Origin of the sequence: Peribacillus sp. CSMR9, assembly GCF_033141925.1 — a bacterium.
In the GTDB taxonomy this organism is placed as follows: Bacteria; Bacillota; Bacilli; order Bacillales; family DSM-1321; genus Peribacillus; species Peribacillus simplex_A.
Genome location: NZ_JAOPHO010000058.1, coordinates 1 through 20,714 on the forward strand (window position 1 = coordinate 1; position 20,714 = coordinate 20,714).

22 protein-coding genes, 2 pseudogenes and 1 other annotated feature are annotated in these 20,714 nt (G+C 38.6%); of the genes and pseudogenes, 8 read left to right on the forward strand and 16 right to left on the reverse strand.

Features of this window, described 5'->3' with window-relative positions; translation table 11 throughout:
- On the forward strand, positions 1–1,143 hold a 1,143-nt coding region (locus N9I19_RS19445; protein WP_317778707.1), incomplete at its 5' end, for an NAD(P)/FAD-dependent oxidoreductase.
- 4 nt (positions 1,144–1,147) lie between these two features.
- Here N9I19_RS19445 and N9I19_RS19450 read toward each other — a convergent pair.
- From N9I19_RS19450 to N9I19_RS19465, 4 genes are all read right to left on the reverse strand, one after another.
- Positions 1,148–1,291: a hypothetical protein gene (locus N9I19_RS19450; RefSeq protein WP_317778708.1), complete on the reverse strand. Its 144-nt coding sequence runs from the start codon at positions 1,289–1,291 to the stop codon at positions 1,148–1,150.
- A 135-nt stretch (positions 1,292–1,426) separates the two neighbouring features.
- Positions 1,427–1,699, reverse strand: coding sequence for a hypothetical protein (locus N9I19_RS19455; protein ID WP_317778709.1), 273 nt, complete (start codon positions 1,697–1,699; stop codon positions 1,427–1,429).
- Between the two features lie 103 nt (positions 1,700–1,802).
- On the reverse strand, positions 1,803–2,060 hold the full coding sequence (locus tag N9I19_RS19460) for a hypothetical protein (protein WP_317778710.1): 258 nt from the start codon (positions 2,058–2,060) through the stop codon (positions 1,803–1,805).
- A gap of 103 nt (positions 2,061–2,163) precedes the next feature.
- Entirely contained in the window at positions 2,164–2,499 is a 336-nt protein-coding gene (locus tag N9I19_RS19465; RefSeq protein WP_317778711.1) for a hypothetical protein, read from the reverse strand.
- Positions 2,500–2,652: 153 nt separating this feature from the next.
- Between N9I19_RS19465 and N9I19_RS19470 the strand changes: the two are divergent.
- Both N9I19_RS19470 and N9I19_RS19475 read left to right on the forward strand, forming a co-directional pair.
- Positions 2,653–3,732 (forward strand): annotated as a pseudogene (locus N9I19_RS19470) (CotH kinase family protein); the annotation flags it as partial.
- A gap of 60 nt (positions 3,733–3,792) precedes the next feature.
- Positions 3,793–4,170 (forward strand): SET domain-containing protein, encoded by a 378-nt coding sequence (locus N9I19_RS19475; protein WP_284472003.1) that lies wholly within the window; start codon positions 3,793–3,795, stop codon positions 4,168–4,170.
- 110 nt (positions 4,171–4,280) lie between these two features.
- Here N9I19_RS19475 and argS read toward each other — a convergent pair whose 3' ends face one another.
- The 3 genes from argS to desA form a co-directional block, all read right to left on the reverse strand.
- A complete protein-coding gene (argS, locus tag N9I19_RS19480; RefSeq protein WP_411730598.1) occupies positions 4,281–5,960 on the reverse strand; it encodes an arginine--tRNA ligase in 1,680 nt (559 codons plus the stop codon).
- A gap of 35 nt (positions 5,961–5,995) precedes the next feature.
- Positions 5,996–6,214, reverse strand: a binding site (T-box leader).
- A gap of 97 nt (positions 6,215–6,311) precedes the next feature.
- Positions 6,312–6,857: a response regulator gene (locus N9I19_RS19485; protein ID WP_089364399.1), complete on the reverse strand. Its 546-nt coding sequence runs from the start codon at positions 6,855–6,857 to the stop codon at positions 6,312–6,314.
- A 93-nt stretch (positions 6,858–6,950) separates the two neighbouring features.
- The gene (gene desA, locus N9I19_RS19490; RefSeq protein WP_317778713.1) at positions 6,951–7,982 is read right to left on the reverse strand and encodes a Delta(5) desaturase DesA; all 1,032 of its coding nucleotides are present in this window, start codon (positions 7,980–7,982) and stop codon (positions 6,951–6,953) included.
- Positions 7,983–8,344: 362 nt separating this feature from the next.
- Between desA and N9I19_RS19495 the strand changes: the two are divergent.
- Both N9I19_RS19495 and N9I19_RS19500 read left to right on the forward strand, forming a co-directional pair.
- A pseudogene (locus tag N9I19_RS19495) lies at positions 8,345–8,761 on the forward strand (hypothetical protein).
- A gap of 489 nt (positions 8,762–9,250) precedes the next feature.
- Positions 9,251–10,660, forward strand: a complete 1,410-nt coding sequence (locus tag N9I19_RS19500) for a LysM peptidoglycan-binding domain-containing protein (RefSeq protein WP_317778714.1) — start codon at positions 9,251–9,253, stop codon at positions 10,658–10,660.
- Positions 10,661–10,691: 31 nt separating this feature from the next.
- Here the strand turns inward: N9I19_RS19500 and N9I19_RS19505 are convergent, their stop codons facing one another.
- The 8 genes from N9I19_RS19505 to N9I19_RS19540 form a co-directional block, all read right to left on the reverse strand.
- Positions 10,692–11,588 carry a DMT family transporter gene (locus tag N9I19_RS19505; RefSeq protein WP_317778715.1) on the reverse strand — a complete coding sequence of 299 codons (897 nt, stop codon included), beginning with the start codon at positions 11,586–11,588 and terminating at the stop codon, positions 10,692–10,694.
- 154 nt (positions 11,589–11,742) lie between these two features.
- Positions 11,743–11,946 (reverse strand): zinc ribbon domain-containing protein, encoded by a 204-nt coding sequence (locus N9I19_RS19510; protein WP_284469669.1) that lies wholly within the window; start codon positions 11,944–11,946, stop codon positions 11,743–11,745.
- 50 nt (positions 11,947–11,996) lie between these two features.
- Positions 11,997–12,395 carry a DUF2500 domain-containing protein gene (locus N9I19_RS19515; RefSeq protein ID WP_317778716.1) on the reverse strand — a complete coding sequence of 133 codons (399 nt, stop codon included), beginning with the start codon at positions 12,393–12,395 and terminating at the stop codon, positions 11,997–11,999.
- Positions 12,396–12,701: 306 nt separating this feature from the next.
- A complete protein-coding gene (locus N9I19_RS19520; protein ID WP_317778717.1) occupies positions 12,702–13,244 on the reverse strand; it encodes a hypothetical protein in 543 nt (180 codons plus the stop codon).
- Between the two features lie 158 nt (positions 13,245–13,402).
- Positions 13,403–13,555 carry a hypothetical protein gene (locus N9I19_RS19525; RefSeq protein WP_317778718.1) on the reverse strand — a complete coding sequence of 51 codons (153 nt, stop codon included), beginning with the start codon at positions 13,553–13,555 and terminating at the stop codon, positions 13,403–13,405.
- A gap of 294 nt (positions 13,556–13,849) precedes the next feature.
- On the reverse strand, positions 13,850–14,806 hold the full coding sequence (locus tag N9I19_RS19530; protein WP_289319629.1) for an ABC transporter permease: 957 nt from the start codon (positions 14,804–14,806) through the stop codon (positions 13,850–13,852).
- Positions 14,806–15,738: an ABC transporter ATP-binding protein gene (locus tag N9I19_RS19535; protein ID WP_089364392.1), complete on the reverse strand. Its 933-nt coding sequence runs from the start codon at positions 15,736–15,738 to the stop codon at positions 14,806–14,808. The genes N9I19_RS19530 and N9I19_RS19535 overlap by 1 nt, the downstream gene beginning before the upstream one ends.
- 436 nt (positions 15,739–16,174) lie before the next feature.
- Positions 16,175–16,414: a hypothetical protein gene (locus tag N9I19_RS19540; RefSeq protein WP_284469665.1), complete on the reverse strand. Its 240-nt coding sequence runs from the start codon at positions 16,412–16,414 to the stop codon at positions 16,175–16,177.
- Positions 16,415–17,487: 1,073 nt separating this feature from the next.
- On the opposite strand from N9I19_RS19540, the gene N9I19_RS19545 reads away from it, so the two are divergent.
- Entirely contained in the window at positions 17,488–18,663 is a 1,176-nt protein-coding gene (locus N9I19_RS19545) for a hypothetical protein (RefSeq protein WP_317778719.1), read from the forward strand.
- A 139-nt stretch (positions 18,664–18,802) separates the two neighbouring features.
- Complete coding sequence (locus N9I19_RS19550; RefSeq protein ID WP_284469664.1) at positions 18,803–19,087, forward strand: DUF4183 domain-containing protein; 285 nt, start codon at positions 18,803–18,805, stop codon at positions 19,085–19,087.
- Between the two features lie 122 nt (positions 19,088–19,209).
- Here N9I19_RS19550 and N9I19_RS19555 read toward each other — a convergent pair whose 3' ends face one another.
- The gene (locus N9I19_RS19555) at positions 19,210–19,458 is read right to left on the reverse strand and encodes a DUF4183 domain-containing protein (RefSeq protein ID WP_309145549.1); all 249 of its coding nucleotides are present in this window, start codon (positions 19,456–19,458) and stop codon (positions 19,210–19,212) included.
- Positions 19,459–19,469: 11 nt separating this feature from the next.
- Between N9I19_RS19555 and N9I19_RS19560 the strand changes: the two genes are divergently transcribed.
- On the forward strand, positions 19,470–19,997 hold the full coding sequence (locus tag N9I19_RS19560) for a hypothetical protein (protein WP_317778720.1): 528 nt from the start codon (positions 19,470–19,472) through the stop codon (positions 19,995–19,997).
- Positions 19,998–20,714: the final 717 nt, after the last annotated feature.

The window sequence follows — 20,714 nt, forward strand, 5'->3', positions numbered from 1 at the left end:
GGATTACTATCAGCCTTATCCGTACGTGAATATTACAATAAGGATGAAGTGCAGGTTACAGTGGTGAATCAATTTCCAACGCACCAAATCATCACCGAATTGCACCGTCTTGCAGGCGGATCCATTTCTGAACAAGCCGTTTCGATTCCTTTGGAAAAACTTTTCAAAGGAAAAGATATCGACCTTACCATTTCAAAAGTGGAGTCTTTCTCAGTCGATAAAAAAGAAGTGAAACTTGCGAATGGTTCCACTTTATCTTATGATGCCCTAGTTGTTGCTTTGGGAAGCCAAACAGGATTCTTCGGCATTCCGGGACTTGAGGAAAACAGCATGGTCTTGAAATCCGTAAATGATGCTAACAAAATTTACAAACATATCGAAGATCGCATCCGTGAATATGCACAAACGAATAACGAAGCGGACGCTACAATCGTAATCGGCGGCGGCGGATTGACTGGCGTCGAGTTAATCGGTGAAATCGTGGATCATTTCCCTAAAATCGCCAAAAAGTTCGGAGTGGACTTCAAGGACTTGAAAATCAAGCTTGTGGAAGCTGGTCCAAAAATCCTTCCTGTCCTGCCTGACCACTTAATTGAACGTGCCATGTCCAGCTTGGAAGCACGCGGCGTTGAATTCTTGACAGGTCTGCCTGTAACGGGTGTTAAAGGAAATCAAATCGAATTGAAAGATGGACAAACGATCGAAGCCAATACGCTTGTTTGGACAGGCGGAGTCGCAGCACTTCCTATTGTAGGCGAATCAGGCCTTGAAGTGGATCGCGGCAAAGCAACCGTTAATGAGTATTTGCAATCCAAATCCCATAATGACGTATTCGTTGTCGGAGACTGTGCCGTTGCTTTCCCTCCAGAAGGCGGCCGTCCATACGCTCCTACTGCACAAAATGCTTGGCAAATGGGTGAGCTTGTTGGATACAACCTATATGCAGCCTTTGAAGGCAAGAAACTTGAAGAATTTTCACCTGTAAACTCAGGTACACTTGCGAGCCTTGGCCGTAAAGATGCAGTGGCAACCGTTGGGGCCAATAACACTTCCCTTAAAGGTCTGCCGGCTACATTGATGAAAGAAGCAAGTAATATTCGCTATCTATCACACATCAAAGCCCTATTCAGCCTCGCTTATTAATTTATTATAGCCGTGACGTGACATCCAGTTCATTGTATTCCGCGGTAAATGCCCTTTCTTCCCGGTCATCGGGATTAAAGGGCATTTTTTTCATGAATTTATTATTCTGCCTGATCATGATGCAATGATTGACGAAAGATGTTAACAATGGACGGTACTCCATTTTGTTGCTTATCCATTCTATAATTCTCCTGGGATTAGGCAACTCTCCTAAATCCTCTCCGTTAATTTTTATTTGCCCGTTTATCGTTAACTAACGCTCAAGTATGTACCATTGCGCATATCATAAAATTAACCTTATTAAAGGAGGGGTCTGTATGCCGAAAGGGAAAAAAGGAAAAGCAGCTTCATCTGGCAGTTCTTCTACGGGTAGTACTTCTACTGGCAGCAAGTCCACTGGCAGTTCATCTACCGGTAGCACTTCTACTGGCAGTAAATCCACTGGAAAAAAATCCAGTGGAAAAAAATCTACTGGCAGCACAACTACTGGCAACACAACTACTGATTGACGAAAGATGTTAACAATGGACGGTGCTCCATTTTGTTGCTTATCCATTCTATAATTCTCCTGGGATTAGGCAACTCTCCTAAATCCTCTCCATAATTTTTATTAGCCCGTTTGTCGTTAACTATCGCTCAAGTATGTACCATTGCGCATATCATAAAATTAACCTTATTAAAGGAGGGGTCTGTATGCCGAAAGGGAAAAAAGGAAAAGCAGCTTCATCTGGCAGTTCTTCTACGGGTAGCACTTCTACTGGAAGCAAGTCTACTGGCAGTTCATCTACCGGTAGCACTTCTACTGGCAGTAAATCCACTGGAAAAAAATCCAGTGGAAAAAAATCTACTGGCAACACAACTACTGATTGACGAAAGATGTTAACAATGGACGGTGCTCCATTTTGTTGCTTATCCATTCTATAATTCTCCTGGGATTAGGCAACTCTCCTAAATCCTCTCCATAATTTTTATTAGCCCGTTTGTCGTTAACTATCGCTCAAGTATGTACCATTGCGCATATCATAAAATTAACCTTATTAAAGGAGGGGTCTGTATGCCGAAAGGGAAAAAAGGAAAAGCAGCTTCATCTGGCAGTTCTTCTACGGGTAGTACTTCTACTGGCAGTTCATCTACCGGTAGCACTTCTACTGGAAGCAAGTCCACTGGTAAATCAAATGGAAAAAAATCCAGTGGAAAAAAATCTACTGGCAGCACAACCACTGGTTTCACAACCACTGGCTCCACAACTACTGGCAACACAGCTACTGATACCACAACTACTGGTATCACAACTACAACAACATCTACTTCATCAAGTTCAAGTTCAAGCTCAAGCTCAAGTTCAAGTTCATCCACTGGCAAAAAAAGAAGAAGATAGATAGTTAAATATAAAATGCTTCAGCTTGATTGATCCCTGATTGATCAAGTGGAAGTATTTTATGATATTACGGCTTCATTAATGTCGGACTGCCCATAAAACATCTTAAAAAAAGAAAGGAAGGTGAGTGTATGTCTTATCATATTCCATCTTATTTCTTAACGATAGAAGAAGAAGATCTAGAAGATTTACGTGCGGATATTTGGAGCGATGACCCTATTCCCGCCTATTTGAAAGTAGAAAACGACATTTACGATATCGATATTGCCTATCGGGGCTCTTATACCCGTAAATTCCGGAAAAGATCCTATTGGATTGATTTCATCGAGCCAAAACGATTCTTTGGCGCCCACAAAATCCATCTCAATGCCGAATACAGAGATCCTTCCCTCATTCGCAATAAACTCTCACTCGATTTCTTTCAAGACCTTGGTGTCCTTTCCCCTCATAGCCAACACATCAACCTATTCCGAAATGGCACGTTTAAAGGTGTGTATTTACAATTGGATTCCGTCGATGGGTTTTTTTTAGAAAAAAGAGGACTTCCTGCCGGTCCGATTTATTATGCTGTCAACAATAATGCCAACTTTTCATTGGAAAGGGATGGGAAAGTGAAAGACTCCCTTACGTCAGGCTATAAGCAAGCGTTTGGCAAACCCGCCGATGATGAATATCTAATCGAATTCATCAAAAAAGTAAACACCACCCCACTTGCAAAGTTTCCTGAAGTAGTCTCGCAGCATCTTGATATCCATAAATACTTACGCTGGCTGGTTGGAGCCGTTTGCACCATGAATAACGACGGTTTCACTCATAACTATGCACTATATCGCAATAGTAAAACGAAGTTATTTGAAATCATTCCTTGGGATTACGATGCCACCTGGGGACGCAAAGTCAGTGGCGGGATCATGGAGCACACATATGTCCCTATCGGAGGGAAAAAGGCAAACCACCTTATTCATCTGCTCTTGCAGGTTCCGGAATACAGTAAGTTCTACAAAGACCTCTTGGTTGAAACATTGGAAACCACATTTACCGTGAAGCATATGGAAAATAAAGTATTATCACTGCACCAGGGCATACTCCCCCACATCCTTCTAGATCCATATAAAAAGAATAAGATTGATCTATTCGACAAGGAACCGGAATTCATCTTCGAATTCATTCGCAAACGCAGTGATTACTTAAATAAGCACCTCGGTGACCTAGATGAAAAAAGTGCCACAACACAACTGAAAGCTAAACAGGACCGAAGGGGAGTTGCTTTCGTGTCACCAATCTGCATTAAAAATACGGGGAAGTACGGCAGGGGAGTATATGCTACAAGGGATATTAAAAAAGATGAACTGATTGAGGTATCACCTGTCATCATTTCACCCAGACATGAATGGAAATATCTAAGGAAAACTGCACTCTTTCATCACTGTTTTTATTGGGGAGATAACGATGAAACTGTCACTGCCTTAGGAAATGGATCACTATTCAATCATTCATACACACCAAATGCGACATTCGATAATAATTTAGAAGATTTAACGATAGACTTTTATGCTTATAAAGATATAAAGGCTGGCGAGGAAATCACGATCAATTACAATGGTGAACCTGATAATAAATCCCCGTTATGGTTCGATGTCATCGAGTAGGCGTTTTTTGCTTCCATTTTATTTTTAAAGAATCCATTTTGAAGGAAAATTGATCAAAATGGATTCTTTTTTCATTCAGTTTTCTTCGCTAATGCAAGAACGTTTTAACTTTACATTTTATTCGGCGCTGAAATTCCCAATAAACTTAGCGCATCCTTTAATACAATGGCTACGGAAAAAGCGAATGAGAGCTTCATTTGTTTCCATTCATCTTCAACCAAGATTTTCGAATGCGCATAATACTTATTGAATGCGCGTGATAACTGCAAGCTGAATTTCGCGACTTGTGATGGGTCTGCTTGTTCAAATGATTTTTGGACAATGACCGGGTATTGCTCAAGCAGTTGGATGACTGACCAAGCATATTCTCCTAAAGCGTCAAAATGGATTACCTGTTCTTTAAATTCACCTTTTTCCAGCAATGATGAAATACGCGCAAATGTGTACTGTACATATGGACCCGTTTCTCCCTCAAAATTCATCATTTGCTCTAATGAAAAGTCAATATCATTCATCCGATTATTTTTTAAATCATTAAAGATTACCGCTCCGACACCGACCTGTCTTGCAACCAGTTCTTTCTGTTCAAGCGCTTGATTTTTTTCTTCAATATTTCGCTTCGCCGTTTCGATTGCCTCTGCCAAAACATCCGCAAGCAGCACGACTTTCCCTTTACGTGTCGACATTTTCTTACCGTCTTTTAACATCATGCCAAATGCTACGTGCTGTAAGTCATTTGACCAATCGTACCCCATTTTTCCAATGACGTTAAAGAGTTGTTTAAAGTGCAGGGATTGTTCATTTCCTACAACATAAAAGGTTTTCTTCGCCTCATACTTTTCTTTACGATACAATGCCGCGGCTAAATCACGCGTGGCATAAAGTGTCGCACCATCCGTTTTCGTAATCAAACAAGGCGGCATATCTTCCAATTGCACGACATAGGCACCTTCGGATAGGGTAAGCAGGCCTTTTTCTTTTAGTTCCTCGACAACAACATCCATTTTGTCATTGTAAAACGCTTCACCAGCATAGGAATCAAAACGGATGCCCAATAAATCATAAATCGTATCGAATTCTTTTAGAGACGCATCCCTGAACCATTTCCATAGTGCCAGTGCCTCCTCGTCCCCATCTTCAAGCGACTTGAAGCTAGCGCGTGCTTGTTCATTCAACGATTCATCCGTTTCAGCCATTTCATGGAACTTCACATAGATTTTCAATAATTCCTGAATCGGGGAAGCTTCGATTGCCTCCTTGTCTCCCCACAGCTTATACGCGACAATCAATTTCCCGAATTGCGTGCCCCAATCCCCTAGATGATTAATACGCACGGCATTGTAGCCATTTTTTTCAGCAATGTTAGCCAATGCATTTCCTATGACTGTTGAGCGTAAGTGCCCCATGGAAAAAGGCTTTGCAATATTCGGGGATGAATAATCAATCACGACATTCCCCTGTACAGGCTGCTTTCCGCCATACTTATCCTTTTCACTTAATATGGTTTGCAACACATTTTCCGTCACAATCTGTTGATTGACGAAGATGTTCAGATAACCACCCACTACGTTCACTTCTTGGATCAACTTACTGTTTAATTGTTCAGCTATTTCAGACGCAATCACTTGAGGTGACTTTTTTAACTTTTTTGCAAGAGTAAAGCATGGAAAGGCGACATCACCTAACTCCATCAATTTAGGCTTTTCCATTAATTTTTCTATTTCACTTGCTGGCATTTCATTGTTCAAAGCAGTTGAAATTAAGGCTGCAATTGGTTTATTCATCGTCATTTTTCCCTCCTAAACAAAAAAGCCCCCGTCTCTAAATAAGAGACGAGAGCATAGTTTCCCGTGGTACCACTCTAGTTGCCACAAATTGTGACCACTTTCCATTGTTAACGAGGTGACTCCCCGATGTTCTCTACTGGACGTTTCAAGAAATTTCTCCAAAGTGCGTTTCATTCATCCGTCCTGCATTAGGCTCACACCATCCCTAACTCGCTTTCCATTTCAAAATGAACTACTCTCTTTATCACAGAATTTTCAATATTATGATTTAATCCATCGTACACAATTTTAAAAAACGTGTCAACACAGGATTTCTGATCTAACCCTGTCATAAAGTCTCTATCCCAAATCTATCTAGCCAGCCGGTAACTTCATTTTATCCTTGATAGTCGAAAAATATTTCCTTACGGTCCCAATTGTGTTGCTTTGCTGATTTGAGGGGTCAAGTGTGGTTTGACCATCGGCTAACAGGCCTAACACACCCATTTCCTGGTCATTATTGTTGGAAGACTCATCCATAAGTTCAGGGGAGTATATTCGCTTGCCATCCAATACGCTGCGAATCGAGCAGGCTAACTCTTCACTCGGGTTATCCTTCAATAAATAACCACTTACATTTGCTTTTAAAGCAAGTTGAAAATAACCAGTCCTTCGAAATGTCGTTAAAATAATCACTTTGCATTCAAATGACTTTAAAGCTTCAGCTGCCTCAAGCCCGCTCTTTACAGGCATCTCCATATCCATGATACAAACATCCGGCTTTAATTGGTGCACAAGAGTAATAGCTTCTTCTCCATTACTGGCTTGCCCGGCAATTTCTATATCTTCTTCAAGATTGAGTAGAGAACTAATTGCCTCTAACAGCATTTGCTGATTCTCTGCAATGACAATTCGGATCATTTTAAGTTCTCTCCTTTACTGAGTCGTTATATGAAGAAAAGACTCCCCAAAATCCAAGGATTATTAAGGGAGTCTTTGAATGATTCATGAACGTTACAATTCAGATTTCACTTGAACGGAAACACTTTTTTTCGTTAAATGTTTTATGTCTTTAAAGCCAACAAAATTCTTGTTTTTCTCATCCCACAAGCGGAAACGGAGCGACTGTAAGCTTGTAGCAAGAGTAATCGTTGGTACGTTCTTTAAAGGCTCTGTATTATTATGTGCATTTTCCAGTTTATAGTTAGGTACCCTAGGACTTAAATGGTGAACATGATGGTAACCGATATTACCAGTAAGGAACTGCATCAGTTTTGGTAGCTTATAAAAAGAACTTCCTTCCACTGCTGCTAATACATATTCCCACTCCTCATTTCCTTCAAAATAAGAGTCCTCAAATGTGTGCTGGACGTAAAACAGCCAAATGCCCACTGAACCTGATATTAAGAAAATGGAACCTTGTACTAAAAGAAATGACTGCCAACCTACTGCAAGGCAAAGCAATGCCACTAAACCAACGATTAATACATTCGTCAAATAGGTGTTCATTTTTTCCTTCTTTCTAGCACCTTTTCGGTTAAATCTATTTTTAAGAAGGAAAACATAAATCGGACCTATCCCAAACATTACCAATGGATTGCGATAAAAACGATAGGCAAAACGAAGTCTAAGCGGCGCAGCCAAATATTCATCCACCGTAAGGGTCCAAATATCCCCTGTACCCCGCTTATCTAAATTGCCACTTGTTGCGTGATGCACAGAATGCTCATGCCCCCATTGATCAAAAGGGAATACAGTCAAAACACCCATGACTGTCCCGACTATTCTATTCGCACGGCGGCTTTTAAAAAATGAATGATGCGTACAATCATGAAAAATTATGAAAATTCTTGTCAAGAAGCCAGCAGCCAACACAGCTGGAATTAAAGTTAACCAATAAGAAACCGAAAGACTTATATATGCTAGGTACCATAAAATAATGAATGGCCCTAACGTATTGATGATCTGCCATATACTTTCTTTTGTCGTTGATTGTTCAAAAGGAGCAATTTGTTTTCTCAAGTTTTTAGTATTTTGTATGGTCATTAATCAATTGCACTTCCCTTTATTTTTTCGTTATTTCTTATTATAAAGAAATCAACCTGATTTTATTAGTACCAGGTGTCATGACTAGAAGATGACAAATGTCATGTACAAGGTATTTTTAACGGAAAACCCTACCAAAAAAATGGAAAATAGCCAAAACTGGCTAACCTTGTTCCTACGAATAGGATGGTATAGTTCCAACAAATTAATCTCCATTTGGAAGAATTTTTTTCTTATCATAGAAAGCTTAAAAACGACAAACGTATAATAAACTGTCGTAAATCTCGAGGGATTTTAGAGAGATGTTAAATATCAAAGACTATATGGATTTACCAGTTGAAAAACTGTAAAGGGGGATTAGTTTGGATAAGGAAATGGAGAAAACAATTGTAAAATCATTTTTCACCAAAAGGCTCCAAGATAGAATTCTGTTCGAATTGTCTTCAGCCAAGAAACGCAAGGATGCCTTAAGTCACCTTTGTCATTCTTACAGAACAACTCTTCGTGAAGAATACATCATTTAGATTCCGAAACCGAATTCAGATCCAGTAGATATAGCTAAGTTACTAAAACAGAATGGTGCTGAAGATTCTTGTTATGTAATATCCTGGGATGAAGATATTGATGGTAAGGAGCTCCCCTTATTAACCGCCTTAGAAAAAGCTGTTGGAATGGGGATGCCCTCAATCATATCCTGCATACCAAATAAACTCGCTTATTTTGAAGCTGAACAAGAAGCCCTTCCATCTCCAAGATTTTTACTAAAAAGAAAACAATGAACACAAATAGGACTACCAATTTTATAGTCTTATTTCTAGATGAACTATCAGCATTAAACCTAACCATTAGTCGTAGCAGATCGTGAGGTGGAAATTAATTCCAAAAGTAAATAAAAATCATAATTTGTCGAAATGGAGGAATATTCCATCCCACATGCAAATAATTCGACCTTCACGCAAATATTCCGACCTTCATCAAAATAGTTCGTCCTACAACAGAATAATTCGACCTACCATAGTGTGGGGCCACAACAGCAGAATCGTATTCCTGTTTAGATAATTCCCTATTTTCTAGACTTTTCCACAATGTACCTCTATTTTATTACTATTCTCCATAGTAAACTAGTAAAGTTAAATTTTACAAAGGGGAATAAAATAATCGTGAAAAAATTCTTTGGATGTTTTATTATGTTAAGCCTTCTTTGTATGTGTCTCTTTCCAACCAGTGGTAGTTCATCAAGTAAAACCCAATACATAGGTTCTGTTAAAGTGGACAATACAAAAGTTTTTAGTTCTCCTAAATTAGGTTCTACTCTATTAAAGACCTTAAAAAAGGGCGAGGAGTTTCCCGTCATTTCCTCTGCCGTTGGGGATTCCGCTGGCCCTATTATTCATAAAGTAAAGACTGGAAACACATTATGGAAAGTAGCAAATCAATATGGAGTTTCAGTAAGTGAGCTACAAAAAGAAAACAAATTAACTTCTTCCGAAATTACTGTTGGCCAAAGCCTGAAGATTCCCCAGAAATATAAGATCCATAAGGTAGTATCAGGAGATACTTTGTGGAAGATTTCTTCTAAATATAAGGTAACCACCAGTGATTTGACGAAATTAAATAACTTACATGCAGATACAATTAATGTTGGCCAAAAATTGAAGATTCCTGATTATTACTACCAGGTTCAATTGCTTGATGGTAAAAAGGGATGGATAAAGACATCCCAGCTTCAAAAAAAGGCGCAAAAACCTGTCGTCATGGGCTGGACGCATAATGAATCGAAAGAAAACTACACCCAACAAATTAAACAACCTAATTTAAATGTAGTTTCTCCTCGTTCCTATACGCTGAAGGATTCCGGTAATTTCGTTTCCGTTTCTGCGGATGCAAAGTTCGTCCAAAACGCCCATAAGCAAGGAAAGCAAGTTTGGCAGCTTATCGGAAATCAATTTGACCCTGTTTTAACCGGTTCTGTACTAGGCAATACAAAAAAACGCCAGAAATTGGTTTCAGCTTTACGTGATTCACTTGTTAAAACTAAAAGTGATGGAATAAATGTAGATTTTGAAAACATCGATCCAAAAAACAAGAAGGACTTTGTACTTTTCATAGGCGAACTGAAAAAGGCACTAAAACCACATGGAATTAAAGTATCTGTGGATGTCACCCGAGAAAATGAAGACCCTTTTTGGTCAAAAAGTCTGGATAGGAAAGCTCTTGGCAAAATAGCAGACTACATAATCATAATGGGTTATGACGAGCATTGGGGAGGGAGCCCAGTAGCCGGGTCCGTTTCCTCGTTACCTTGGATCAAAGAAGGAACTAAGCTTTTAATGAAAGAAGTACCTGCCCATAAGATCATATTGGCTGTACCATTTTATACGAGAGAATGGGTAACCGATTTATCGACCAAAAAAGTGAAAAGCCATGACCTTACCATGGCTGAAGTCAACAAAATCATTTCATCTCATAAACTTAAAAAGGTATGGGATAAAAAGACTCAACAAAATTACGTGGAGTATACTTCCAAAGGGGAAAAGCATCAAATATGGATAGAAGATAAAAAATCGATGAAGCTCCGTATTGACCTGGTAAAACAAAATCACCTAGGCGGTGTATCTGCTTGGTACCTTGGATCAGAAACCCCTGACATTTGGGATGTATATCATTTTAATCAATAGATTGATAGAAAAACCATAAAGAAAAAAGGCCTCACATTGTGTGCGGCCTTTTTTGCATGACATCCTTTTCAGTCGGTCTTGTCGTCTTAAGTGAATAGAGCACCCCAATAAATATCAATGAAATACCCAAGATTTGAATCCTGTCCGGTTGAAATCCTGAAAACAGAATATCCAAAAGGATGGCCACTGCCGGATCGACAAAAATCATGAAAGATACTACATTTGTAGGCAAATGGCGGATACTATTAAAAAACAGAAGATACACGACACCTGTATGGATGATGCCGGTAAGTATAGTATAAAACCATTCGGAAGATTTTAGCGTTGTGTAGACTGAAAAATCGACAAAAGGAATCAGTAATAAAAATCCAATGAACATTTGCAGAAAAGTGGTCGCGTATACACTTGTCTTTGAAATGCTCTTTCCTAAAAGCATGGTTGCCGCATAGAAAAATGCAGCAATGACCCCATAAATAATCCCTTCCCATTCAGGGGTTGATGATCGAAATCCATCTGTTCCCATAATGAATAATGTGCCAATGAAGCAAAGTGAAATGGCCAGGATGGAAAATAAACTCATTTTCTCCCTGAAGATGAAGCTCCCGATAATGAGTACAATGATCGGCGCTAAATGATAAAGCGAAATGGCAATTGTCACCGATATCAGTTCGAAAGATTTAAAGAGGAATATCCAGTTTAACAAGTTGGCCACCGCGCAGAAAATGATGAGCATTATCTCCCTACCATTCCATATTTCGTTCTTGAAATGTCCTGTAATCATCCATGCTGCACATAAGAATATGGCAGCACAAATGCAGCGAACAAAAACCAGTTCCAATGCAGGAAGTCCTGATAGTCCTGAAAAGAAACCGACAGATCCAAAGATTGTCATGGCTAAAGACAGTTGAAGAAGTGCTATTTTATTCATTTAATTTCTCCTTATGAAATCATACATTATTTTACATATAGCTTATACTGAAAAGTAATCCAACCGGTAATGGGCTGAAAGAACTTCATGCATAAATGAAGAAAAAACAAGAATCCCCTTTTCATGAAAAAGGGGATTCTTTTTGTGCAGCTTATCACCCCAGGAATAGATCCAGCAGATTACTGCCTACAGATGATTGCTTATTATAAAACTCCGAATAACCGCAATTCTTGCAATACACAACCGTAAATTGATTATTCTGGACATCGAACATTTTTGACAATCCTGTTCCAGTCATTGCTACGTCCTTCTTGGCAGCATCATTGCTTCCGCATTTCATACATCCCTTTTCATTCATGATCCTTCATCCCCTAATCTATCCTAGATTCATTTTAAGTAACTAATTTATTAACAATTCTTCCTAGTAAAATCAATATATCTTGTTCCTTGAAAGGTTAAAGTGCCGACATCCCCTTCTGCAAGAATACCAAACTTCTTTCCTGAAATATGGAATTCTGATCGATCGCCACTCTCAAATTCAAATGTAATATAATAAGTCGTAGAGGAGCTTTGCGAATGGAGATTGTTATTGTGACCGTATGAATGACCATTCCTAATAGTATTTGTTCGTTTGACTTTCACCATTGCAGGAACAGATAAACGAGGAGATTTCTCGTTCTTCTCCCATTGACTAAGACCAGAGAATACATTAACTATGATCATTATAAAAATGATAACAAAAATAATTCCTATAAATACCGGAGCACCTGTGAAAATCCAATCCCCGCTTCCACCAACATCGTACATTTGATATTCCTCCCCGCCCCGATGACATAATATACGGATAAAATGGAAATAAGTTTCAGTTCACATTCGAAAAAATGGTGAATTAATTTAAATTTTCTTCCCCTTTACTCCCCTCTGATACATCTATATTTTCACCATCTAAAAAATTGGAGGTGCAGTTCAATAAAATGGGACCTTTTTATAACTCTCTCTTTTGGATTGGCTCCCTTTTTTATTTTCAATAGATTTTAAAGTAGGAAAAGTAATTAAAATAATAGATTAGATAACGATAAGATTCTAATCATTCCTTCCCGGTAAAAAAAAGCATTAAATAACATCTGAATCATCTAATCGTATTTCTGCAACCCTTCCACCTTGAACACACCAAAATTCTAAAGTAATATTCCGTTTATGGTCAATGTAGCCGATAATATCCGCTCCCTGTTCATAACTTTTATAATAATGATCCCCATACTTCGAAAGAACGTCCGCTTTCTTACTTCCTAATTTAATACCTTTGCCTGTTTGAAGGGAACTTTCAAATAGATCGTCATCCGCACTTGAAATGATTAACCGCATTATTTTCCCTTTATCCTCGTCTGAATTGATAGTCGCCGTTTTTAACCCGCCTTTCCAATAATAATAATCATATGCATTGTTATTGTCTTGATCGATGGGTTCTCCATATTCTCTAATAAATTCTGGACTCGATATGTTATCCCAGACTTTATATCCCCCGATAGACTCATCAGACAAGTCCGTTGATTTTGTCAATTTCTCAGAGAATGCCGAGTACACATAGAAACCTAATGTTGTTCCAATAATAATAAGTATAATTACTAACTTACGTTTATCATGCATTTTTCCCATCTCTAAAATCTACTCCATCCATATCGGAAATGAAAATATTGGCTATACCGATTTCCTTATTAAACTTTAACCTGACTTGAATAGGACGAATTGTTGGCGCACAGGACGAATTGTTCATTTTCAATGACCGTCCCTGCTGTAAAACTCAAATGGAGCTACTAACTAGCAAACAGGAAGGAGCTGATCCCCATTATGTATCCTCCGCCTATCCCGATCGCAACGCCAAAAACCGTCCATTGTGATATGTAAATAACTATTAGAAATAAAATGAATCCTATAAGTCCCATTAACAGAACCTTTTTTTCATTCATTTTGCACCCCTTGCCCAAATTATCCTTATACTATCTTATACGGATAAAATTGGATAAAGGTTTCATTCTATTACTAAATTGATGATTCATTGAAAGAAAGTCGAGTAAATAAAATAGTTTCAAAAATTACCTGCGTTTTTTTGCCCATGATAAAAAGGCTGCCGCAGCAACCTTTATCTTGAAGGGGATTTTATCATTATTACCAAATAAGAAATTTAATTTATTGTATTTTTCTCTCGGCGGCTTCAATAAGAAAAACCGAAATCAGCCACTGATTTCGGTCGTTCCCTCTATTTAATTAGTGATATCTTTTTTCTGGAAGAAGAAGAAAGTTAGCGCTAAAAAGATAAGATAATAGATGCCAAGTACACCCATCGAGAATCCTAGTGTGGCTCCATCAAACATTTCCATGGTTCCGGAAATATAGCCCCTTAAATCAAGGTGGGGGAATAAGACGAATTTTAACCACTCGTATTTACCGATGAATGATTGAATGACCATATTTAATGTCGAAGAGGCAAATAGGATGAAAATGGATATGCCTACTGCAAGTGCTTGGTTTTTAAATAATGTGCTTAACATGAAAGCGATGGTCGTGATGACCAAGAATCCTGGTATCCAGTAAACGATCATGTCCACGAAATATTCGCCGACTACCACCGGACTGAATTCACCGAAAGATGCAGGATCCATTATTTTGTCTGAATACGAACCATTGCCAAAGAATATGATTCCGATTAGATAACTGAATATAAGCAGGCTCGCAAGTAATAACGCTGCAAATAACAGGGAAGTAATGTATTTGGAAAGTAGAATCTTCCAACGTTTATAAGGCCTGATCAACAGTTGTTTAATGGTACCATCCGAAAACTCCGAGGAAACTAGCGAGCTGCAAACAATAACGACGAATAAAGTGACAAATGACGTTAATGTTGTAGTCCATTCCGCCATATATGTCCAATTCGTGTTTAAGTCAGGGTTTATATTATCAGCTAAAAGTTGCTTATTTAGATCAATGTCAGCCATGATTTCGGCTTTTTCATCATCACTGATATCAGTAGCTTCCAATGCCTTTTGCTGTTCTTGGATATCTGCCTTTAACTCTTGCTTCCAATCCTTACCCGATTCGCCGGCACTTAATTTATAATCGATGACTGCCGCCCCTAATGCTGCCAATAGAAGAAAAGCGATGAATATATATGTTGATACTTTTGAAAAGATTTTCATCCATTCATTTTTTACTAAGGACATCATACAGACTCCCTCATTTCCTGCTCAGTGATTTCAAAGAATTTATCTTCCAGTGATTTTCTAGTAATGCCAATTTCATAGACATCCAGTTGATTTCCATTAAAACTCCTGTTTATATCAGCCGTTTGTTCACGAGTAGCCGATACGGAGATTGTCTTCGCATCATATTTTAGAATCGTAATATCCACAAACTGTTCTTGAAGGATTTTTTTAGCTAGCTCCCCATCACTGACAGTGAATGAAACTTCATTTACCGTTTCGGTTTTTTCATCTACAATATGTTCTTTCGTATGTATCAGCTTTCCTTTTTCGATAACGGCAAAACTATCACACATCAATTGCATTTCCGATAGTAAATGTGATGAAATCAATATCCCGACGCCTTCACTTGCCAGTACTTTCAAATAATCACGAAACTCACGAATCCCTTGTGGATCCAAGCCATTGGTCGGTTCATCAAAAATCAATAACGACGGTTTATGTAAAATGGCCTGTGCCACGCCAAGGCGCTGACGCATTCCTAATGAATAGGTTTTAACCTTCTTATCGATGGCATGATCCAGTTTGACAAGCTTGATGACCTCTTCTATTCGCTCATTGGATATGTCATTGGATGACATTCGGGCATAATGCAGGATATTCTTCCTGCCCGTCATGTACTTATAAAACTCCGGGTTTTCAACAATGGCCCCCAATTGATTCATCGCACCTTCGAAATCTTTATCGAGGTCACTGCCATTGATCATGACAGTACCGCCCGTACGGTTGATAAGACCAGTGATCATACGGATGATAGTGGTCTTACCAGCCCCATTCGGACCAAGCAAACCAAATATTTCATTACTTTTTATTTCAAAGCTGACATTGTCTACAATTGTCGCTTTTCCAATTTTTTTAGTTAAGGATTGAACCTTAAGAACCGTTTCAGACATATAATACCTTCCTTTTTTTATATTTTCCAAAATCACACAAATTCAATATTACCATATTATGCATATTGTTACTATACTGATATTCTTCCATTTGGATAAAAGCATCCTTTGAATCAGCTGCAATCAATAGATTTGAATTTCACCGTTCTTACCGATGGACTACAAGGTTATGGCCGCCTCTCCGACATACCCATTTTCAAAATACCCAATGTTGGTTTCTGTATGCCGCTTCCCTTCCCTATCCTTATTGCGCAATAACATCGAACTCACATTAAAGTCTTCAGCCGGCGTCAGCTACCCGCCCTCATAATTCTCAATATCAATATCACTGCAATGACTTTTTTCATCGAAATAGCTATGTATCGTTTCTTTTTATTACGTTTCCGAATGAATAAAGTTACAGGTTTTTTTTATATTAAAGGAAAATTCATGTTAATTATAAATAAAGCAACGTATAGGTAAAGCCGATAGAAATGATCAGGCCCAATGCAAAAAGAAAGATTCTTCTAATAAAAGAAGGGAAAAGTCTATAAACCATCATTAAAATAAAATCGATGAAATTCGTTGGTATTCCAGAGCCGAACTCTTTGACTACTTTCTTGTCACCAAAAACGGCGAACCACATTACAAAAAGACCACATAAAATGAAAATGAAGGAAAAAATCTTAAACCACATTCGATGTCACCCGTTCCTCATAACGATATTGTTTTAGTCTTATCTTAACTGGGTTTTAGGATTCAAGTTTTCAAAATGAATTCTTCAACCCATACCTCTTGCATGGGAATCCCCTTTGTCCTCACCGAATCTTTCAAATCCGCATTCTTCCGGCACCAGGATAGATCATAAATTATCCTTGACTGCCCGGGCATAAAGAGGACGAACATTTACTTTCGTCAAAAAATTGAGCCCTCTAGCAATTCCTATACCCCAATATTGCTTCCCAAACCAGTAACTCACTCCTCGGTTAACGAATATACAAAATATGGTCACTTTTGAATAACCCGATTTGATGTAATGCTATTCCATCGGGTCAAAAGCCACTTTGTCTGTTTGCTATTCGAAAAAGCTAGGAAGATCATTCTCCTTGACCTCCCGCAGCTTGACTCGTTCGCCAGTCACATGTAGCCCCATAAACTCACACTCTCCCCTTTTTACGATTTTGTATACCGTTATCCGATTCATCCACTTATTCACCGTCAACTTGATCTATTACTTTTCGATATGTTCATTTAGAAACATTAGAAATTTCCTTTGATCTTTTTCCTATTAACAAGGCGCTTTAAATTAACATACTAGTGAAATTTGTCCTTGAAGTAAACGCCAATGAGGCAGCCGGTCCCCATTGATGAACTTACGGCTCTTACTCCAGCGAAAAAATTACAACGCTAAAGCAATATAATGTTATCTTTATCGCGTCTTCCCGCCCTTTAATTCAATGCGGTACGACTTTATTGTAAAGCTAAACGAACCAGCGGAGATAGACATAGAAGATTATAAACAACAAAAAATTACTGATATTGTTAGTGACCCTTCGGTTAGGGTGGTTTTTGAAATAAAAACGAATATTATTTTTAATTTTTTTACTGCGATAGGCTATATTAAGTTACTAAAATTGAATGGAACAATAAAATAAAAAAAGCGCATTCTTCTCCTGATTTTCTATTAAAAAAAGCTTTTTTTCATATATCTGAAACGAGGTGAACATAGTTGACTTTAATCAAACCTATTGTAGCTACTATAAGAATAAAATGACACATGGAATAATAGAAATATTGATACCCCGCCCTAATACAGCCACGGTAACTAAATTAGGAAATGATTCTACAGGTTCTATTGGCGGGTCGCCTTTTAAAACGATTAATGGGGCTATTTCTGCAATTAACAGTGTAGCGGCCACTGGAATAACCATCCTTGTATATCCAGGGGTTTATGATGAAACCGTAGTAATGCCTCCAGGTAATTCATTAAGAGGTATTGACCCATTAACTGTAACAATCCGAAAACAAAATGTTACAGCAAGCACCACCCTATTAACTATGGGAGAGAATACAAGAGTAGAAGATCTTAATCTTATGCTAACCTCAACGAATCATGTAAGTTTAATTGGGGTTGCTTTTCCCGGAACCACTTCACAAACAGCCAAGTTAAGAAGTACAACAATAATAGTTGATAATTCAACTGCATCAGCAGCTGGAACCTCCAATGTTTATGGTATTCATTCATTTGGGACAGGAAACCCGGACGGGAGTATAAGTGCGGTGAAAGCTGTGAACACTATAGTTAAGTCAACTGGATTAGGAAATAAAAGAGCTTTATTGGTTAATACAAATGCACATACTATCCATTGTCGAGATATTAATTTAATAGTAACCCGTGTCTCAGGGGCTGGTTCATATATAGGAGCTGAAGTTAATCAAGCAGGAGCACAGCTAGACTTATTCTTAGCGTTTGTTCAAGGTGTTACAGCAGATATATCACAAATAGCCGGAACTTTAACTCTTGGTTCTACTAATCTGCAAAATTCAAATGCCAACAACTTAGGATTTACTGCACTTTTACAACCTTCCACAATTATTTGGGCAGATCAAGGTCGTTTACCCAATAATACAACCCATTTCTATCGACCTGGGACAGCTCCTGTATCCACTACCGAAGTTTTTATCCGGCTAAGTCAAAAAGCCATTATAAAATCATTAAGTGTACGATCATTAACAGGACCTGGCACTTCAATTACAGATACTTGGACAGTTCGAAAAAATGGTGTTAATACACCTCTTACACTTTCAATGACTGGTACACAAACTTCTGGTATAAATAATAATGTTTCTGTTACATTCCAAGCGGGTGATAGTCTTTCATTAGCAGTCACGACAGGCGGAAATACAAATACAACCGATTCGGTAATACAAATTGATATTTTCTAAACTAAATATGAGAAATCAAAATCCGCTTATTTATCAGAGCATTTACCGTTCCCAAAACAACAAAAAATAATAGACTAGAAACAGGACAAGCAGTTTTTTAAAAAAATTGTCCAATATATTTGAGACGAGGTGAATCTAAATGGCAATTATCAAACCTTTTATGGCTTCCAGAAAATTCAGTAGCACAATAGGGGCTGGTACAGGTACTGGTGCTACATTTGCAATTGCGGCAACAGCCTTTACGGATGATGCTGGTGCACCTGCAACAGCCTTCCCAGGGTCGTTCGCTTATTATGTTTTATATATAAACGCGCAGCCGCAAACAGCAGATACCTCTACCATCACGACTACAACTATAACTATTCCAGGTGGGAATGTACTAGATCCCGCAACTCCAATTCTTATTGAAATTGTAGTCAACTAATCCTGTTTTAGTCAGAAAGGAATGAATTCTTTTTGAAATTCGATTCCTTTCTGACTATATTCACCTTTTTTATTCATGCTTAAGTAACCTCGATCCCCCCTCCCGTTTTCACCCATACGTACTTATAAAGGATTTAATTGATTAATAATTATAAACTGAAGAATAATAGGTGAACCCTTATGGGGGGCTTCATCTAAAATTAATTTTCCTTCTTCAACTGTGTAACAATTTTGGGGTTCAAGAATCCCATTAATAAACAAATTAATATACGAAACTTCGCTTGGTGGCAATATCTGAGTTGTTCCGTATTGTGGTAAACCATCAATGTTTGTATATTCAAGTTTTTGGCCATCAGAAAAGGTAAAATACATCAGATTAGTAGTTGCTATTAGTCCTTGAATTGGAGGCCCTGCTGGCCCTTGTGGACCCTCCGGACCTTGTGGACCCGCTGGACCTGTTTGACCTTCCGGACCTTGTGGACCCGCTGGACCTGTTTGACCTTCCGGACCTTGTGGACCCGCTGGACCTGTTTGACCCTCCGGACCTTGTGGACCCGCTGGACCTGTTTGCCCCTCCGGACCTTGTGGACCCGCTGGACCTGTTCGTCCCTCCGGTCCTTGTGGACCCGTTGGACCTGTTCGTCCCTCAAGTCCTTGTGGACCCGCTGGACCTGTTCGACCCTCCGGACCTTGTGGACCCGCTGGACCTGTTCGACCCTCCGGACCTTGTGGACCCTTTTTTCCTTGTGGCCCCTCTGATCCTTGTCGTCCCCTTTTTCCTTGTGGCCCCTCTGGTCCTTGTCGGCCCCTTTTTCCTTGTGGCCCCTCTGGTCCTTGTCGGCCCCTTTTTCCTCGAGATGAACAACAAGTTTTCAATTTCTTTTTCCTATAACGTAATTTTTTTAAATTAGAAAATTCACATTTCATCTTCATTTCATCATTTACATCCTTTCACCCTTTCATCCGATTCTTTTTTTAATTTATTCGTATATCAAAATAAAAGGGAGTCTTTGATTAAACCCTTAGAATAAATTATTCCTAAAGGGTCTTCCAGGAAGGCTAACAAGATGGTCCCACGGCTAAAATCAATTTAACTACACTATATGTTGCCATTCTCCATGTGTAACTTGCCTAAACTCAATATTTTTTCCATTTGGGCCTACTCAGGATTTCGCCGGCATGACTAGTAAGTTTTATAACATTGTCAAGCTCTTTTCCACCCAAAGTTTCCACGGGATCTGGTACGATGACACACTTTAATCGAGCTTGTAGAGCCAAATGAAGCCCATTACCGAATCTTCAAATGCTATGGCTTCTGCGGATTGAATGTTTAAGACTTCAATTTGCCCTCGATTCAATTTCTTCAATATTCCCCCTTTCTATGAAACTCATTAAAGTTCAGTATTATCTGTTCCGATACATTTAACAGAATGTTTAAGAGGCAGGTCAGATTTACAAACCCATGTTTCTTTATAAGCCTCATGACAATACGTTTCTGCGTCTAAACTTAAACCATCAAACTAAAATAACAGCTTTATCAAAATAATTTCTTCCTTACAAAACAACATCCAGGTTATGAAGGAGGATCACGAATGCTGATGCTTTTTTTTCGAACTCTATCTTTTCCT

Bases quoted from the DNA above. Each gene is read 5' to 3' on its own strand.
- N9I19_RS19530 (WP_289319629.1), bottom strand. From the start codon at position 14,806: ATGTCCTTAGTAAAAAATGAATGGATGAAAATCTTTTCAAAAGTATCA.
- N9I19_RS19455 (WP_317778709.1), bottom strand. From the start codon at position 1,699: ATGGATAAGCAACAAAATGGAGCACCGTCCATTGTTAACATCTTTCGT.
- N9I19_RS19545 (WP_317778719.1), top strand. From the start codon at position 17,488: ATGACACATGGAATAATAGAAATATTGATACCCCGCCCTAATACAGCC.
- N9I19_RS19550 (WP_284469664.1), top strand. From the start codon at position 18,803: ATGGCAATTATCAAACCTTTTATGGCTTCCAGAAAATTCAGTAGCACA.
- argS (WP_411730598.1), bottom strand. From the start codon at position 5,960: ATGACGATGAATAAACCAATTGCAGCCTTAATTTCAACTGCTTTGAAC.
- N9I19_RS19460 (WP_317778710.1), bottom strand. From the start codon at position 2,060: ATGGATAAGCAACAAAATGGAGCACCGTCCATTGTTAACATCTTTCGT.
- N9I19_RS19515 (WP_317778716.1), bottom strand. From the start codon at position 12,395: ATGTACGATGTTGGTGGAAGCGGGGATTGGATTTTCACAGGTGCTCCG.
- N9I19_RS19485 (WP_089364399.1), bottom strand. From the start codon at position 6,857: ATGATCCGAATTGTCATTGCAGAGAATCAGCAAATGCTGTTAGAGGCA.
- N9I19_RS19535 (WP_089364392.1), bottom strand. From the start codon at position 15,738: ATGTCTGAAACGGTTCTTAAGGTTCAATCCTTAACTAAAAAAATTGGA.
- N9I19_RS19540 (WP_284469665.1), bottom strand. From the start codon at position 16,414: ATGTGGTTTAAGATTTTTTCCTTCATTTTCATTTTATGTGGTCTTTTT.
- N9I19_RS19525 (WP_317778718.1), bottom strand. From the start codon at position 13,555: ATGAATGAAAAAAAGGTTCTGTTAATGGGACTTATAGGATTCATTTTA.
- N9I19_RS19505 (WP_317778715.1), bottom strand. From the start codon at position 11,588: ATGAATAAAATAGCACTTCTTCAACTGTCTTTAGCCATGACAATCTTT.
- N9I19_RS19555 (WP_309145549.1), bottom strand. From the start codon at position 19,458: ATGTATTTTACCTTTTCTGATGGCCAAAAACTTGAATATACAAACATT.
- N9I19_RS19510 (WP_284469669.1), bottom strand. From the start codon at position 11,946: ATGAATGAAAAGGGATGTATGAAATGCGGAAGCAATGATGCTGCCAAG.
- N9I19_RS19520 (WP_317778717.1), bottom strand. From the start codon at position 13,244: ATGGGAAAAATGCATGATAAACGTAAGTTAGTAATTATACTTATTATT.
- desA (WP_317778713.1), bottom strand. From the start codon at position 7,982: ATGACCATACAAAATACTAAAAACTTGAGAAAACAAATTGCTCCTTTT.